General features: G+C 53.1%; 14 protein-coding genes and 1 pseudogene. 10 read left to right on the top strand and 5 right to left on the bottom strand.

The window, feature by feature from the left end:
- The first annotated feature begins 4 nt into the window (after nucleotides 1-4).
- The 8 genes from G549_RS0101805 (at nucleotide 5) to G549_RS0101770 (ending at nucleotide 8,116) form a co-directional block, all read left to right on the top strand.
- Nucleotides 5-214 carry a hypothetical protein gene (locus G549_RS0101805; protein WP_027833595.1) on the top strand — a complete coding sequence of 70 codons (210 nt, stop codon included), beginning with the start codon at nucleotides 5-7 and terminating at the stop codon, nucleotides 212-214.
- Between the two features lie 79 nt (nucleotides 215-293).
- Nucleotides 294-1,562: a DUF3422 family protein gene (locus G549_RS0101800; RefSeq protein WP_027833594.1), complete on the top strand. Its 1,269-nt coding sequence runs from the start codon at nucleotides 294-296 to the stop codon at nucleotides 1,560-1,562.
- Nucleotides 1,563-1,691: 129 nt separating this feature from the next.
- Nucleotides 1,692-2,618, top strand: coding sequence for a glycine--tRNA ligase subunit alpha (locus G549_RS0101795; RefSeq protein WP_027833593.1), 927 nt, complete (start codon nucleotides 1,692-1,694; stop codon nucleotides 2,616-2,618).
- Between the two features lie 58 nt (nucleotides 2,619-2,676).
- Nucleotides 2,677-2,889, top strand: a complete 213-nt coding sequence (locus G549_RS0101790; protein WP_036220808.1) for a hypothetical protein — start codon at nucleotides 2,677-2,679, stop codon at nucleotides 2,887-2,889.
- Nucleotides 2,890-2,944: 55 nt separating this feature from the next.
- Entirely contained in the window at nucleotides 2,945-3,505 is a 561-nt protein-coding gene (locus G549_RS0101785; protein ID WP_027833591.1) for a LemA family protein, read from the top strand.
- Entirely contained in the window at nucleotides 3,492-5,468 is a 1,977-nt protein-coding gene (locus G549_RS0101780) for a DUF2207 domain-containing protein (RefSeq protein ID WP_051213162.1), read from the top strand. Before G549_RS0101785 ends, G549_RS0101780 begins: the two co-directional genes overlap by 14 nt.
- Before the next feature lie 97 nt (nucleotides 5,469-5,565).
- Entirely contained in the window at nucleotides 5,566-7,659 is a 2,094-nt protein-coding gene (gene glyS, locus G549_RS0101775) for a glycine--tRNA ligase subunit beta (RefSeq protein ID WP_027833589.1), read from the top strand.
- 175 nt (nucleotides 7,660-7,834) lie between these two features.
- On the top strand, nucleotides 7,835-8,116 hold the full coding sequence (locus tag G549_RS0101770; protein WP_027833588.1) for a hypothetical protein: 282 nt from the start codon (nucleotides 7,835-7,837) through the stop codon (nucleotides 8,114-8,116).
- A 4-nt stretch (nucleotides 8,117-8,120) separates the two neighbouring features.
- Here G549_RS0101770 and G549_RS18565 read toward each other — a convergent pair whose 3' ends face one another.
- The 4 genes from G549_RS18565 to ispH are packed head-to-tail and all read right to left on the bottom strand — an operon-like array spanning nucleotide 8,121 to nucleotide 10,393.
- Entirely contained in the window at nucleotides 8,121-8,471 is a 351-nt protein-coding gene (locus tag G549_RS18565; RefSeq protein ID WP_036220806.1) for a DUF4260 family protein, read from the bottom strand.
- A 5-nt stretch (nucleotides 8,472-8,476) separates the two neighbouring features.
- Nucleotides 8,477-8,917, bottom strand: coding sequence for a ribonuclease HI (gene rnhA, locus G549_RS0101760; protein WP_027833587.1), 441 nt, complete (start codon nucleotides 8,915-8,917; stop codon nucleotides 8,477-8,479).
- Nucleotides 8,910-9,437, bottom strand: a complete 528-nt coding sequence (locus G549_RS18560) for a GNAT family N-acetyltransferase (RefSeq protein ID WP_051213159.1) — start codon at nucleotides 9,435-9,437, stop codon at nucleotides 8,910-8,912. The genes rnhA and G549_RS18560 overlap by 8 nt, the downstream gene beginning before the upstream one ends.
- Nucleotides 9,438-9,442: 5 nt before the next feature.
- Entirely contained in the window at nucleotides 9,443-10,393 is a 951-nt protein-coding gene (ispH, locus tag G549_RS0101750; RefSeq protein ID WP_027833586.1) for a 4-hydroxy-3-methylbut-2-enyl diphosphate reductase, read from the bottom strand.
- 117 nt (nucleotides 10,394-10,510) lie between these two features.
- Here ispH and G549_RS18555 point away from each other — a divergent pair, with 117 nt between their 5' ends.
- Together G549_RS18555 and G549_RS21990 are read left to right on the top strand one after the other, a co-directional pair.
- On the top strand, nucleotides 10,511-12,808 hold the full coding sequence (locus G549_RS18555) for a putative PEP-binding protein (protein WP_156905447.1): 2,298 nt from the start codon (nucleotides 10,511-10,513) through the stop codon (nucleotides 12,806-12,808).
- An 804-nt stretch (nucleotides 12,809-13,612) separates the two neighbouring features.
- Nucleotides 13,613-14,008 (top strand): annotated as a pseudogene (locus G549_RS21990) (cell wall hydrolase); the annotation flags it as partial.
- 17 nt (nucleotides 14,009-14,025) lie between these two features.
- Here G549_RS21990 and G549_RS0101735 read toward each other — a convergent pair.
- Nucleotides 14,026-14,532 (bottom strand): hypothetical protein, encoded by a 507-nt coding sequence (locus G549_RS0101735; protein WP_027833585.1) that lies wholly within the window; start codon nucleotides 14,530-14,532, stop codon nucleotides 14,026-14,028.
- Nucleotides 14,533-14,536 lie beyond the last annotated feature (4 nt).

The following is a 14,536-nucleotide window of genomic DNA, read 5'->3' as shown; positions in this document are numbered from 1 at the left end:
GAAATTGCTGCTACGTATCGCTGTTTTCGTTTTGCTGGTGGTGCTGGTCTATTATGGCATCAGGAGCATTCGCGATAATATCAATCGGCATTTCAAAGATATAGATGAGCAAAAGAAGGCGCGTGATCAATCGGATCGCGCGCGCGGCAATATAGTTGATCTCGAACGAGATAAAAAAACTGGCGTCTATAAGCCCAAAGACAAAAAAGACTAACGTTTAACGCAAAACTGCACTTGTTTTGCCCCGCCCATTCGCGATCAGATTAAAAAAAGCCCTATAGGGGCAAACGCGAATGCAGAGCACAAAAATGCAGTTTGTCGATCATCCATTCCGCGCCCAGGCATTGGGAGAAATTCACGCTCGTCCGGTTCAACCGCTTGGCCCCAAAGGCCGCTTGCGCCGTGTCGCAACCTATTTTGGCCGCGAGCCGGGGCGGCACGATCAGATGCGGGAGGAGTTTGCCTCCTGGTGTCACAAAAACCAGATCAAACCCACCTTTATGACCGACCGCCAAGCGCGTTACCAAGTGGGCGAAATCGCCGCCACTTGGCAATTGCATTCCGAACATGCGTCGATCACGTGGATGGCCCCCAGTACGCTGGACGAACCGTGGCCCGAAAATATTGGTTTAGAGGCCATCACTGCCGCCAAATTGTTGGTGACAACCCGTGTGGATCTGATCGACGCGGAAACCGTCCACGAAGAAGCGCTCAAAGGGTTTCGCCGCGCCAGCCTGTCTTACGCCAAGGTGGAAGAAGGGCTGGCCGAAATCGCGACGGACTTTTTGCCGGACAATGACGGGTTTACGCGGCTGGAATTTGCCGGGGCAGGGATCACTGATGTGCGGCGCGGGGTGATCGCCCGCTATCTGCTGGAAATTGAAACCTTCCGGTCGCTTGCGCTTTTGGCGTTGCCTGTGGCGCAGGATATTGCGCCCAATGTCGATAATGTGGAGCGCGGCTTAGAAAACATTTTGAAGCGGCTGAACAATGAAACAGATCCGCAGATTATTGAAGAGCTATTAAATGAGCTGAACAAGCTGGCGCTGGAAACCACGCATTTTCATGGCGAAACCAATGCACTGTTTGCGGCCAGCTACTCGTATGATCAGCTGGTGCGGCACAGGTTGGGATTGCTTGAGGAAAAGCGCATCACAGGCCACACCAATATGGCCCGCTATCTCAGCAATCGTATGGACCCCGCCATGGCCACCTGCGCCGCGCTGCAAAACCGACTGAACGCGCTGACCGATCGATTGACGCGGGCGACGGAGTTGCTCAACACCAAAGTGGCGATTGAAATCCATAAGCAAAACCAAGATGCGCTCAAGGCCATCTCAGACACCTCGGTCAGTCAATATAAGCTGCAAACCACTGTGGAGGGGCTATCCACCATCGCCATCACCTATTATGCGCTCGGTGTGTTGGGCTATATTCTAGCGGGCATGCAGTTGGGCGCGTTCCCCTCAAAATCACTTATGTTGGCGGTGGCTGCGCCCTTTGTGTTGGCGCTCACTTGGCTTGCCATGCGCCATATTCGACAATTGCACGATAAGCACTGATCGCCTTCGTGAAAATTAGTTTGCCGCAATGTTCACCTGCCGCTTGATAATTCGGCACGGCGCAATTAGGTTGCAGCGCGATTGGATAAGTTAGTTGAAACTTATCAGCGGATGCCAAAGGTCAAGTTTATGAGCGAACAAAAAGTGCCAGCCCATCTGGACCCAAAACAGTCCTTCCAAGGGCTGATTTTGACATTGCAAAATTTCTGGGCTGCCCAAGGCTGTGTGATTTTACAACCTTATGACATGGAAATGGGTGCGGGTACGTTCCACCCGGCAACAACATTGCGCTCTTTGGGGCCAAAGCCGTGGCGCGCTGCCTATGTGCAGCCCTGCCGCCGCCCAACCGATGGCCGCTATGGTGAAAACCCGAACCGCTTGCAGCATTATTACCAGTTCCAAGTTTTGCTGAAGCCAAGCCCGGAAAACCTGCAAGAGCTTTATCTGCAATCGCTCTACGCCATTGGCATCGATCCGAAACTGCATGATTTGCGCTTCGTGGAAGATGATTGGGAAAGCCCAACCCTTGGCGCGTGGGGCCTTGGCTGGGAATGCTGGTGCGATGGCATGGAAGTAAGCCAATTCACCTATTTCCAACAAGTGGCTGGCTTTGAATGTTCCCCTGTTTCCGGCGAATTGACCTACGGGCTCGAGCGGATTGCCTGTTATTTGCAGGACGTGGACAGCATCATGGAATTGAACTTCAATGGCCGCGAGGGCGACGAGAAGGTCACCTATGCTGATGTGTTTTTGCAAGCTGAGCAAGAATTCTCGCGCTACAATTTCGAGCAGGCCAACACCGACATGTTGTTCCAGCACTTTAAGGATGCAGAAGCGGAATGCCGCGCCATTCTTGAGGCGGGCGACCAAGGCAATCAGCACAAAATGGCGATGCCCGCCTATGAGCAGTGCATCAAGGCTTCACACATTTTCAATTTGCTTGATGCACGCGGTGTGATCTCTGTAACTGAACGTCAAAGCTATATTTTGCGGGTGCGTGAGCTGGCAAAGGCCTGCGGTGGCGCATGGCTCAATACGGAGGCCGGCGGCGCTTAAGTCTTGAACCTTTGGGGTGTTGCGCCTATATCAGGCGGGCAAACAAAGGAGCCTCACAATGCGCAAGAAGCAAGCAGGGGCGCTGATTAAACCTCAAAATATTCCTGCAAAGGCCTTGGGGGATAAGCGGTTCAGTCCCAAAATAGTCGAGAAAAAACTGCGCTACACGCGCAAGGTAAAATTTAGAAAAGGGCGATATGATGCAGATCAGTCGCCCTTTTGTTTTGCCTATATGGACGGCCCCTTTATTTTCTGCGATGTTTGCGCTTAGATGTTGAAAAAGTTGGAAATTTGGCAATTGCCAAACAAGGTGGTGGAAGAGGGATATGGACTTTTTGCAGATTATTTTGGCGCTGAGTGGCGCCGTCGTTTTCTTCGGGATTATAACGTACAACAAGCTGGTGAAACTTCGCCAATTGGTGCGCGAAGGCTGGTCTGGCATTGATGTGCAATTGAAGCGCCGTGCTGATTTAATTCCCAACCTGCTGGAAACCGTAAAGGGCTATGTGACCCATGAGCGTGAAACGCTTGAAGCGGTAACCCAGGCACGGGCCGCCGTGCAAAACGCTGGCGATGCCTCGCCGCAGGAACGCGGCAAGCTGGAAGGCATTTTGTCTGGCGCACTGGGCCGACTATTTGCCGTGGCGGAAGATTATCCAGAGTTGAGAGCCGACAGTTCCTTTATTGAGTTTCAAGAGGCGCTGCAGCAAGTGGAAGAAGAAATTCAGCTGGCCCGCCGTTATTATAACGGCACCGTGCGCAATTTGAATGTGAGCGTGGAAAGCTTCCCCTCTAACATCGTTGCTAACATGTTCAGCTTCAGCCAAGAAGAGTATTTTGAGCTTGAAAATGAATTGGATCGCGCTGTCCCGAATGTGTCATTCTAGTCGAATAATCAACCTGTTTAAGACAATTTTTCTTGCCGTGCTGGCGGGCCTCTGGCTCGCCACATCTGCGACGTCGGCTGAGCGGATAACCTCTTATGCGGTTGATATTGAAGTGCAGCCCAACGGAGTGCTGGCGATCACTGAAAACATATCAGTGCGAGCAGAAGGCAATCAAATTCGTCGTGGCATTTTCCGCGACATTCCCACTGTGTTGGAAGATGATGAGGGGCGCAAAATCCGCGGCTCAATCGATGATGTGAGCGTCAATCGGGGCGGTGAAGTCGAGAATTTCTCCATCACCGGCATCGATGGCGGAAAACGCATTTACATCGGGCATGAGGACGTGTTCCTTCAACCCGGTTTTTATACCTATGAGATCAAATACAAAATGGACCGTCAGATTCGCTTCCGCGACGATCATGACGAGCTTTATTTCAATGCCATAGGTCAGTTCTGGGCTTTTCCTATTGATAAGGCCGTGGTGCGGGTGCAATTACCCGAAGAATCCAGCATTTTAGATACCGCAGTTTTCACCGGGAGCTACGGGCAAACTGAGAGCAATGCCGAGATCAATCGCAATGCGGATGGGGATGTGATCTTCCGCGCAACGCAGCCGCTCAAGCCATATGAAGGCATAACGGTCGCCATCGCGATGGAGAAAGGGGCCATCGCCGCACCCGAAGGCATCACGGCATTCCTTTACATGCTCTCGGATTTGCGCAGTCAAATCTTTCCACCCATTCTGGCCATGTTGGTGCTGCTTTATAATGTAGTGGCGTGGACGCGCGTGGGGCGCGATCCGGCCAAGGGCACAATCATCCCGCTGTTCTATCCCCCAAAAGGGTTTTCGCCTGCCTTGGTGCACTATGTGCATCACTATGGTTGGCACAAAGGGGGCTGGCCTGCCTATATCGCCGCGTTGATTTCACTTGCGGTGAAAGGGCTGGTGACCATTGGCGAAAGTGACGACAAAAACACCACCGTGACCGTCACCAACGCCGCAACGCCCTCATTGCCCCCTGGCGAGATGCGCCTGTTCAATTGGCTGCGCTCCAAGGGGCAAATCGAAATCGATAAAGACATTGGCGAAAGCCTGCACGGCAACCACAATGAAGTGTTGGAAATCATCGAAGATGAAAATCGTCGCTCTTATTTCAACCACAATGTGGGCTATGTGGCGTTCGGCGTGATTTTTTCTGCCTTGTCGATCGTCGGCATGGTCTTTTTTGAAATCATCGGCTTTATATGGTTGCCCATTGCCGTGGCGCTGGCCGCATTGACCATGACGGCGACGGCAGGCATTTCGCATTTGCTGGCCGCGCGCTCCATGTTTGCATGGGCAAAAGGTTTTGCGATCGTAGCGATTGTGGGCAACATGATCCCGTTTATATTCACAACAACCGGCCTGTGGGAAACGTTGCATGCGGCGTGGACCAATGGTGAATTCCAATCCGTTTTGACCGCCTGGCAAGGCGACATGGCGGTGATCGCCGTTCTGTCAATTGTGGCCATCAACGCCATTTTCGCTGTGTTGATGCGCGCGCCGACCATTCAGGGTCGCAAGGTGATGGACCAGATCGAAGGGTTCAAAATGTATCTGGAAACTGCTGAAAAAGAGCGGTTGAACCTGCATGATGAACCCGAGTTGGACAAAAGGCGTTTTGAAACCATCCTACCTTATGCAATTGCCCTTGGGGTGGAAAAACCATGGGCGGAGCACTTCCAAAATGAGATGCAACGCCTGGCGGAACGCACAGGGCAAAAGGCTGACGTGCATTTGGGGTGGTATAGCGGACGGCGGTTTACGGCCAATCGTTTGGCCTCAACATTGTCTAAAACCACGGCCTCCATCAGCTCGGCGATGATCGCCTCAAAACCGCAATCCTCCTCCTCTTCAGGTTTTTCCTCAGGTGGCGGCTTTTCCGGCGGCGGCGGCGGCGGTGGCGGTGGCGGCGGCTGGTAGGCCACTTGTTTGTGAGCGGATTTGTCATGGACAAGCCCAGCCAAGCCCGTTATCAAGCCCATAAATTCAAACTTCATTCAACCAAGCGATCTACATCATGCCTGAACTTTTGCTTGAACTGTTTTCAGAAGAAATTCCGGCCGGCCAGCAACGCCGCGCCGCTGAAAACCTCAAAAAACTGATCACCGACCAATTGGTGGAAAAAGGCGTGCTGTATGAGGGCGCAGTGGCCCACGCCACGCCACGCCGCTTGGCCCTTCATATCGCAGGCCTGCCCAAGGCATCCGAAGATGTGAAGACTGAACGCAAGGGCCCCCGCACCGATGCACCGGAAAAGGCGATTGCTGGCTTTTTGCGCGCCGCGGGCCTCAACTCAGTAGATGAAGCTGAGGTGCAAACGGACCCGAAAAAGGGCGATTTCTATGTGGCCGTGATCGAGAAAAAAGGTGAACTGACCACCGACATTCTCGCCGATTTATTGCCGGGCACCATTGAGAAATTCCCTTGGCCAAAATCCATGCGCTGGGGCAAAGGCAAGCTGAGCTGGATTCGCCCCTTGCGCGCGATCACCGCGACATTTGGCCATGAAGGCGAAGACCCCGAAATTATCAATTTTGAAGTAGATGGCCTCAAGTCTGGCGATATCACTTATGGTCATCGCTTCATGGCGCCTGACGCAATCAAGGTGCGCCGCTTTGATGATTACGCGCACGCGCTGGAACAAAACAAAGTGGTGCTCGACTTTGAACGCCGCAAGGAAATGATCCGCGCCGACGCTGCCAATTTGGCCTTCGCTCAAAATCTCAATGTGATCGAAGACGAGGGGCTGCTGGACGAAGTTGCCGGGCTGGTGGAATGGCCACAAACCATGATGGGACGCTTTGACGAGAAGTTCCTCTCACTGCCCGAAGAGGTGGTGATCACTGCCATTCGTGCGCACCAGAAATGCTTCAATTTGCGCGACGCGACGACAGGCAAGCTGGCGAACCACTTCATTCTCGTGTCGAACTTGGAAGCTGAAGATGGCGGCAAAACCATTGTGGGCGGCAATGAGCGGGTGATTAAAGCCCGCTTGTCAGATGCGAAATTCTTCTATGACACAGATTTGAATGTGCCGCTTGAAAGCCGCTTGTCAAAGCTCGACAATATGGTGTTCCACGAAAAGCTGGGCACACAAAGCGCCCGCGTAGAACGGCTGGTCGAGCTGAGCGAAACCATTGCGACAAAGATTGGCGCGTCAACTGCGGATGCAACGCGTGCCGCCAAATTGGCCAAAGCCGATCTTGTCACCGACATGGTGTTTGAATTCCCGGAATTGCAAGGCTTGATGGGCCGCTACTACGCGGAAGCCCAAGGCGAAAAAGACAATGTCGCTGCCGCGCTGCAAGATCATTATAAGCCAGTTGGCCCGAGCGATCGCGTGCCCGAAGAGCTGACCGCTGCCACAGTGGCGCTCGCAGATAAGCTGGATATGCTGACCGGTTTTTGGGCCATTGACGAGAAGCCCACCGGGTCGAAAGATCCCTTTGCCTTGCGCCGCGCGGCACTCGGCGTGATCCGCATCTGTTTGGAAAACAAACTCGATTTCGCCATGGACAAATTGCTGGCCGAGCATTTGAGCAAGTTCAACTTGGCAGGCGATGCGACGGAAATCTTGCAGTCTCTTTGCGGCTTCATTGAAGATCGCCTGACCGTGCAAATGCGCGAGCAGGGCATTGCCCACGATGTGTTGAGCGCCGTGCTCTATAAGAACGGTTTGGCCAAGGGCATCAGCCTCGTCAATATCGCCGCCCGTGCGGTTGAGCTGAACGGTCTGGTCAAAAGCGAACAGGGCGAAAGCCTGATCGCGGGCTACCGCCGTGCTGCCAACATCTTGCGCGCCGAAGAGAAAAAAGACGGGCGTTCCTATCGCGACGAGGTGGACCACAAGCTGTTCAAAACCGACGACGAGGAAAAGCTGGCGACCGCCATTGAAGTGGTCAATGAAGCTGTGGCGGCCAATATTGCTGCAGATGATTTCGCCACGGCCATCAATGAATTGTCATCATTGCGCAAGCCTGTGGACGCGTTTTTTGAAAACGTCTTGGTCAATGATGAGGACCCGGCCGTGCGCGTCAATCGCCTCAATTTGTTGGCCAAGCTGCGTGAAACCATGCACTTGATTGCCAATTTCTCCAAGCTTGAGGGCTGAGTTCAGCTCCAAAGTTTGGCCAAATTGCTGATTTAGTAAACGCCGCAAGCCTATGGTTTGCGGCGTTTTGTTTCATTTTGAACAAATGTAAACACTTCATTAATCATAAATGGCTAGACGCACATATGCAGAATGCCTAATCTAATTGTTGATGAGTTTGTGAGAAATGAGAGTGATGAAGTTGCGTAGAATTTTTTTAGTGATCGCCTTTGCGCTTTTGCCCAGTTGGGCCCTGGCATCAAGCTTTGAAGTACAAGCTCAAAACGGCAATGAAAAAGGGTGGTCGGCCCAAGCCGATTGTGAAGCATTAGCCAGCGCCAATTGCACCTCTGCCTATTTCTGTTCAAACGAAATCTGGATGTCCACGGGCTCATTCGATGCGGTGCAGCAGCGTCGCTATGATGGCCAGCAATTGATCATCGTAAAGGATGGTGCTGCGATCTGCGCTGTCAATTAAGCGCTCAACTCAAATGCGTGCGCTTATGGTCATCGTCAGATTTTAGGCCATAACCAAACAAACGATCGACGCCGATATGCGTCGTCCAGACTACCGCCAAAAGCAAAAGCCAGTTTTGCGCAAGCGCAAAGCCGAGCGCGGCCAACGCCGCTGGCACCAAATAGCTGTGCGCTACATTGTAAGTGCGGATGCCGATTTTTTGGTTCAGCAAGAAAACAATCAAGCAAAGATCAGGCAACAGGATAAGCGCGGCAAACAGCCACCAATTGCCAAAATAGGTGGTATAGGCCCAAAGCGCCAAGCCCGCGACCAGGGCGCCCTCTAAACGCAGTAGATACTTTGTATATAAGGGCATCAGTCTTATCCTTTAAACGGGGCCATGCCTTGATTGGCCAATTGATCAGCGCGCTCATTGCCTTCATGGCCCGCATGGCCTTTTACCCAATGAAAATTGACATCATGTTGGGCAAGGGCAGCGTCGAGTTGTCGCCACAAATCTTCGTTTTTCACCGGCTTTTTGGCAGCGGTGCGCCAGCCATTGCGTTTCCAGTTGGAAATCCACCCTGTGATGCCGCCTTTGACATATTGGCTGTCGGTATAAAGGTCCACCGCGCAATCACGTTTGAGCGTGGTCAGCGCATTGATGGCCGCCATCAACTCCATGCGATTGTTGGTGGTAAGCGCTTCGCCACCACACAATTCTTTTTCCTTGCCATTAAAGCGCAACAACGCGCCCCAACCGCCGGGGCCAGGATTGCCTGAGCACGCCCCGTCAGTGAAAATCGTTACCCGATCACCCATGCCACATATCTCGCGTATATTTATGAAATGTCAGTTCTTGATTGGTCTCTGGCTCAATTTCGGTATGGGTAAATTCCATTCCGATTGACCGTAAAATCTTGATGGAAGGCGTGTTGGCGGAGTAGGCAAATCCCCAGCAAAAATCATGATCTGTTTCGCGAAACAGCCAGTCTCGAATGGCAATCGCGGCCTCACTGGCATAGCCTTTGCGCCATTCTGATCTTAAAATGGCATAGCCAAGTTCAGGCGTGTTTTCAGGGCCATGTGTGCCAAAGCCAGCGCGACCAACAAAGGCACCATCAGACTTTCGAGTCAGGCGAAATTTGCAGAAACCGAATTTAGCGTAATGGTCTGCCCACTCATCCATGCGTTTTTGCGCATCCTCGCGGGTTTCCGCGCGGCCCATTAAGTAGCGACCAACTTCCTCATCATCGTGCAAGCGAAACACATCCTCAAGCTGATCGGGTGTCCACGTGCTGAACACCAAGCGTTCGCTCTCAAATAAAGGTTGGCCGTCCATCGTGATCAGGCTCGCAATTCGCGCGGTACGTTGAAGGCGATGTTTTCCTCGGCGGTCACTTCCGTGGAAACGGTCAGGTCATAATGCTCGGCAAAGCGGTCGATGATTTCATTGACCAATTCTTCCGGAGCCGATGCGCCCGCAGAAATGCCAAGTTTTTCGACGCCGTCAAAGTCTGACCACACAATATCGCTGGCGCGTTGGATCAAACCAGATTTTGGACAACCAGCACGCTCAGCCACTTCAACCAAACGCATTGAGTTTGACGAATTGGGCGCACCGACAACCACCATGGCATCCACATGGGGTGCCACTTGCTTTACAGCTTCCTGGCGGTTGGTGGTGGCGTAGCAAATATCTTCTTTGTGCGGCGCACTGATCGTGGGGAATCGCTTTTGCAATGCAGCGACGATGGCCGCAGTGTCATCAACGGACAATGTCGTTTGGGTGACAAAGGCCAAATCATCTGGCGATTTTGGCTCATATTTCTCTGCATCAGCGACGGTTTCGATCAATGTGATCGCGCCATCAGGCAATTGACCCATGGTGCCGATCACTTCTGGGTGACCAGCATGGCCAATCAACACAATCTCTTTGCCTTCATCATGATGGCGTTGCGCTTCCACATGCACCTTAGAGACCAGCGGGCAGGTGGCATCAAGATAAAACATTTTCCGCTCTTGCGCATTCGCGGGAACCGATTTGGGCACCCCATGCGCAGAGAAAATTACGGGCGCATCTGTTTCGGGAATTTCATCCAATTCCTCAACAAAAACAGCGCCTTTTTCCCGCAGGCCATCCACCACATATTTGTTGTGCACAATCTCATGCCGCACATAAACCGGCGCGCCATATTTTTCCAGCGCCAGCTCAACAATCTGTATCGCACGGTCCACACCAGCGCAAAATCCGCGCGGCGCACAAAGTATTATTTCCAATGGTCGTTTTTTTGTCATACTGGTGAGATGCGTTCTATTTGTGGTGAAGTCAAGTCTGGACACATGTCGAGTTGCCCTGAACTGATTTGAACCGCATAGTAATAAATGTGAATCTGTTTGTCTTGGGTGAATATTGTGCCACGTTCCATCAACCAGCAAATCTTTGCGCTTGCGCCGGCAAATGAGCCGCCGCGCCTGACGAAAGAGCAGGAGCGCTTGGTTGTGGGTAAAGCTGCGTGGATTTACGCAATGGCGCAAACCGGGGTGCCCACTGCGCCCACAATTTGTCTGACCGGGCGGGCTTGGGAAACCTTGAAAACCGCCGATGTGTCCAGTCCTATCGCCGCGCATTGGGTGGCCACCCTATTCAAGCTGGTGCAAAAAGGGCATAAGCCGCCAAAGTTGGTAGTACGTACGGCCGCACACACACATTTGGCAGGGCTGGCGCGGGTGCGCGGCGCGATAGACGCGCCTGCAACCGATAAGGACGCCATCGACGTAAAAAAGCCGCTGGGGCGCGCCATTCAACGCGCATTTGATTCCTATAAGGGCGGCACGCCGGTTTGGGCCGATGAAAGCAGCTCTGACTTTAAAGATGAGCAGATAGTAATTGTGCAGGCCGCTTTTGATCAGCCCGTGCTGCAAATGCAAACCAGAGACACCAATACGGGCATGATGGGGCCATTGTCGGTGAACGGCGAACGAGCGCTGCCTGAGGCTTTCAAAGGTGCTGCGGCGCAAGAATTGTGCGCCAGCCTTGATCAGCTGGCCGGCACGCACATGGTTTGCCTCACCGCGCTTTCGGGCAAAAAGGTCGTGTTTTTGTCGGCCCGGCCAATGCAAGCACCCATTTCCGCGATTTTAGAAGCGGCATGCGATCGCGTGGCGCGTGGTATTTGGACACCGCGACAGGCGGTGAGCCATGTCGACCCCGGTCGCTTGCCGCAATTATTGCACGCGCGATTGAAGGGGAAAAAGCGGGCGTCGCCATTGGCCGTTGGCATGGGCGTGTCGCCGGGGGCCGCAAGTGGCGCCATTGTGTTTTCCGCTGAAGATGCATCGCGCTATCAGGCACGCGGCAAAGATTGCATTCTGGTGAGCCTGGAAACGGGCCCTGCCGACATTGAAGGCATGCAGGCCGCAAATGGGATTTTGACCGCCCGTGGCGGCATCACCAGCCATGCGGCTGTGATTGCGCGGGTGACAGGCAAGCCGTGCGTATCGGGTGTGCGTTCGCTGGTCATTGATGCAGACAAGCGCACCCTGCAGCTTGGCGACCGCACACTGATCCAAGGCGCAGAAATGACGATCGATGGCAATTCGGGCGAGGTCTATGCTGGCGCGCTACCCCTCAATCAACCGAATATTGGCGGCGCGCTGGGCAAGCTTTTGGATTGGGCTGACGGCAGCCGCACCATCGAAGTGCGCACCAATGTGGAAACCATCGAGGGGGCCAAAACTGCGCTCTCCTTTGGCGCAGAAGGCATTGGCCTTGCCCGTTCTGAGCATATGTTCTTTTCCGCCGAACGCATGGTGGCCCTGCGCCGCATGATGTTTAGCCAGGATTTGGACGACCGCGTGGAAGCGCTTCATGGTCTGGTGGAATATCAAGCCAATGATTACGCGCAATTGTTTTCGGTTATGGAAGGGCGGCCAATCACGGTTCGACTGTTCGATCCCCCATTGCATGAATTTTTGCCACGAACCGAAGAAGAAATTGAGGAAACCGCGGCATCCTTGGGCCTTAAAATCGTTGATTTCGAACGGCGCCTAGAGCGTATGATCGAAGTGAACCCGATGCTGGGTCACCGTGGCTGTCGCCTCGCAATTTCGCACCCGGAAATTCTGGAAATGCAGATTAAGGCCTTGGTCGCTGGCGCCCAGGCAGCCATCCAAACCAATGATGTGCCGATCAATCTGGAGATTATGGTGCCGTTTGTCTCCTCCTCCCGTGAGGTAAGCTGGGTACGTACGCACATACTCGCGCTTATGGAGCAATTGGGTGTTTCACCCTCGGAATCCTTCAAATATTCTGTTGGCACGATGATTGAATTGCCGCGGGCAGCGATCCGGGCGGGCGAGATTGCCAAGCATGTCGATTTCTTCTCGTTCGGCACCAACGATTTGACGCAAACCACCTTTGGCATTTCACGCGATGATGCGCCAGCCTTCCTGGCTGCCTACCAGCGCAAGAAGCTTTATGATGGCGACCCTTTTGTCACCATCGACAAAAAGGGAGTGGGCGAGTTGATCCGCACGGCAATTCGGCGTGGTCGCGCTTCCAACCCCGATCTGAAAATTGGCATCTGTGGCGAGCATGCGGGCGATCCAGAAAGCCTGAAGTTTTTTGCTGGCTTGAATGTGGATTATGTGAGCTGTTCGCCGTTCCGTATTCCCATCGCCCGTCTTGCCCTTGCGCAGGCCGCGATCTAGTTGCTGAATAGCAACATCTAACTTTGGTCAAATAAACTCCATTTTTGTGCTTCAAACGGGTCACATTCAGAACGTGATCCGCGTTTACTCCCCATAAACCAAGATTCGACATAATAGCCTCACGGCGCGTTAATGCCGTTGAGTAGCATCGAGTAAAGAATGAGTTTTAAATTGGCTGGCCCGAAAGGGCAGGGGCGCGCAAAGAATGGGCCACTCTATAAGGGCTTTTGCGCGATATTGAGCTTTACAGTTGTGATGGTAGCTTTCACCAACGTTTCGTTAGAACGGCTGGACGAAAGCGCTGAGCTGTTCATTGATCCGATGGAGATTGATGCGCTGATTGCCTCACGTAAAGCGATCCCATCTCTAGAAAATTTCTCTGTTGCTGCCGCATTTGTGGGGCCCAATCGTGATGCCAAAACGGATCGGCGCCAAGGGCCATCTGCCATGGAGATTGCGCAGAGCTTCACCGCCAGCCGCTTCCAGATTGCTGAGGCGCGGGCGCCCAAAGTGCTGACGATGCCCGATCCTGTGATGGTCGCATCCATTGATAATGCGCCTAAGAAAACCAAGTCTAGCCCGGCGGCAGATGTGGAACTGGTGGCAAAACCGCAAGATATGCCGCAAATGGCCGCCCTCGACGCGATTGACGCGATTTCGGGTGATGCCGACGCAGTTGATCGTGATCCGAAACTGCCTTTCCCCGTTTCTGTGCCCACGAAATTGGCCTATGCGCGTGACAATGCGCCGAAAACCAAAGATCTAAGCGCGCCATTGACCCAAGCGTCGATGGAAGCGAATGCGCGGGAAGAATGGTGCATGGCCACGGCCATTTATTTCGAAGCGCGGGGCGAAAAATACCGCGGACAGGTGGCGGTTGCACAAGTGGTGCGCAATCGGGTGAAGCACAAAGCCTACCCCAATTCTATCTGCGGCGTGGTTTTCCAAAATCAGACGTGGCGCAATCGTTGCCAGTTCTCATTTGCGTGTGATGGCATTCCAGAGCGGGTGAATGAAAAAGGTGCGTGGGCAACAGCGGAAGAAATCGCCGGAAAAGTTATTCGCGGCGATATCTATTTGCCTGAAGTGGCGAACTCAACGCACTATCATGCAACTTACGTCAACCCGCATTGGGCTTCGCGCTTACGTCGCATGACCAAAATCGGCACCCACATTTTCTATCGCTTCAAGCGAGGCTAACGAGAGGCCGTGGCGGACTATTTCGCCATGGTCTGGTAATAGCGGACAATCGATGATGGGCTATGCATCAAAGAGATGCGGCGATGATGCAGTTCGGACTTTGTAAAATAGATCATTGAGCCACTTTGAATGCCGGGCACCAAGGGGAAGACCTTTTCAACTTTGATGCCAGGATAATTCACATTTGGTGATGCAAAGCCGTCTGTGGAATAGGTGCCGGTGCTTGTGTAAGCGATCCGCACGTCCGTTTCATTACCATAGCCTACTTTGCGCACTGTTACGCTGGCAAACGGCTCCATATCAACATTCTCATTGGCTGTGATGCGGAAATGCTCGTCATCAATCCGCACAAATTGGGACATGTCGATTGGCTTGGGCTCGTCGCCATTTTGGATTTCATCAACACCAGCTTGAACAGAGCGCACAAACTCAGGGGCCATTTCCGCCAAGGCAAAACCGCCCGTGATCGCCAGCAGGAACGCCAGCGGACCGTAGTGGAAGTTTGAAAATGGCAATTTGCCCATGATG

The organism is Maritalea myrionectae DSM 19524, from assembly GCF_000423365.1.
Classification (GTDB): Bacteria; Pseudomonadota; Alphaproteobacteria; order Rhizobiales; family Devosiaceae; genus Maritalea; species Maritalea myrionectae.
The sequence above is the reverse complement of the archived record's forward strand: the minus strand, read 5'-3'. Positions and strand labels throughout refer to the sequence as shown.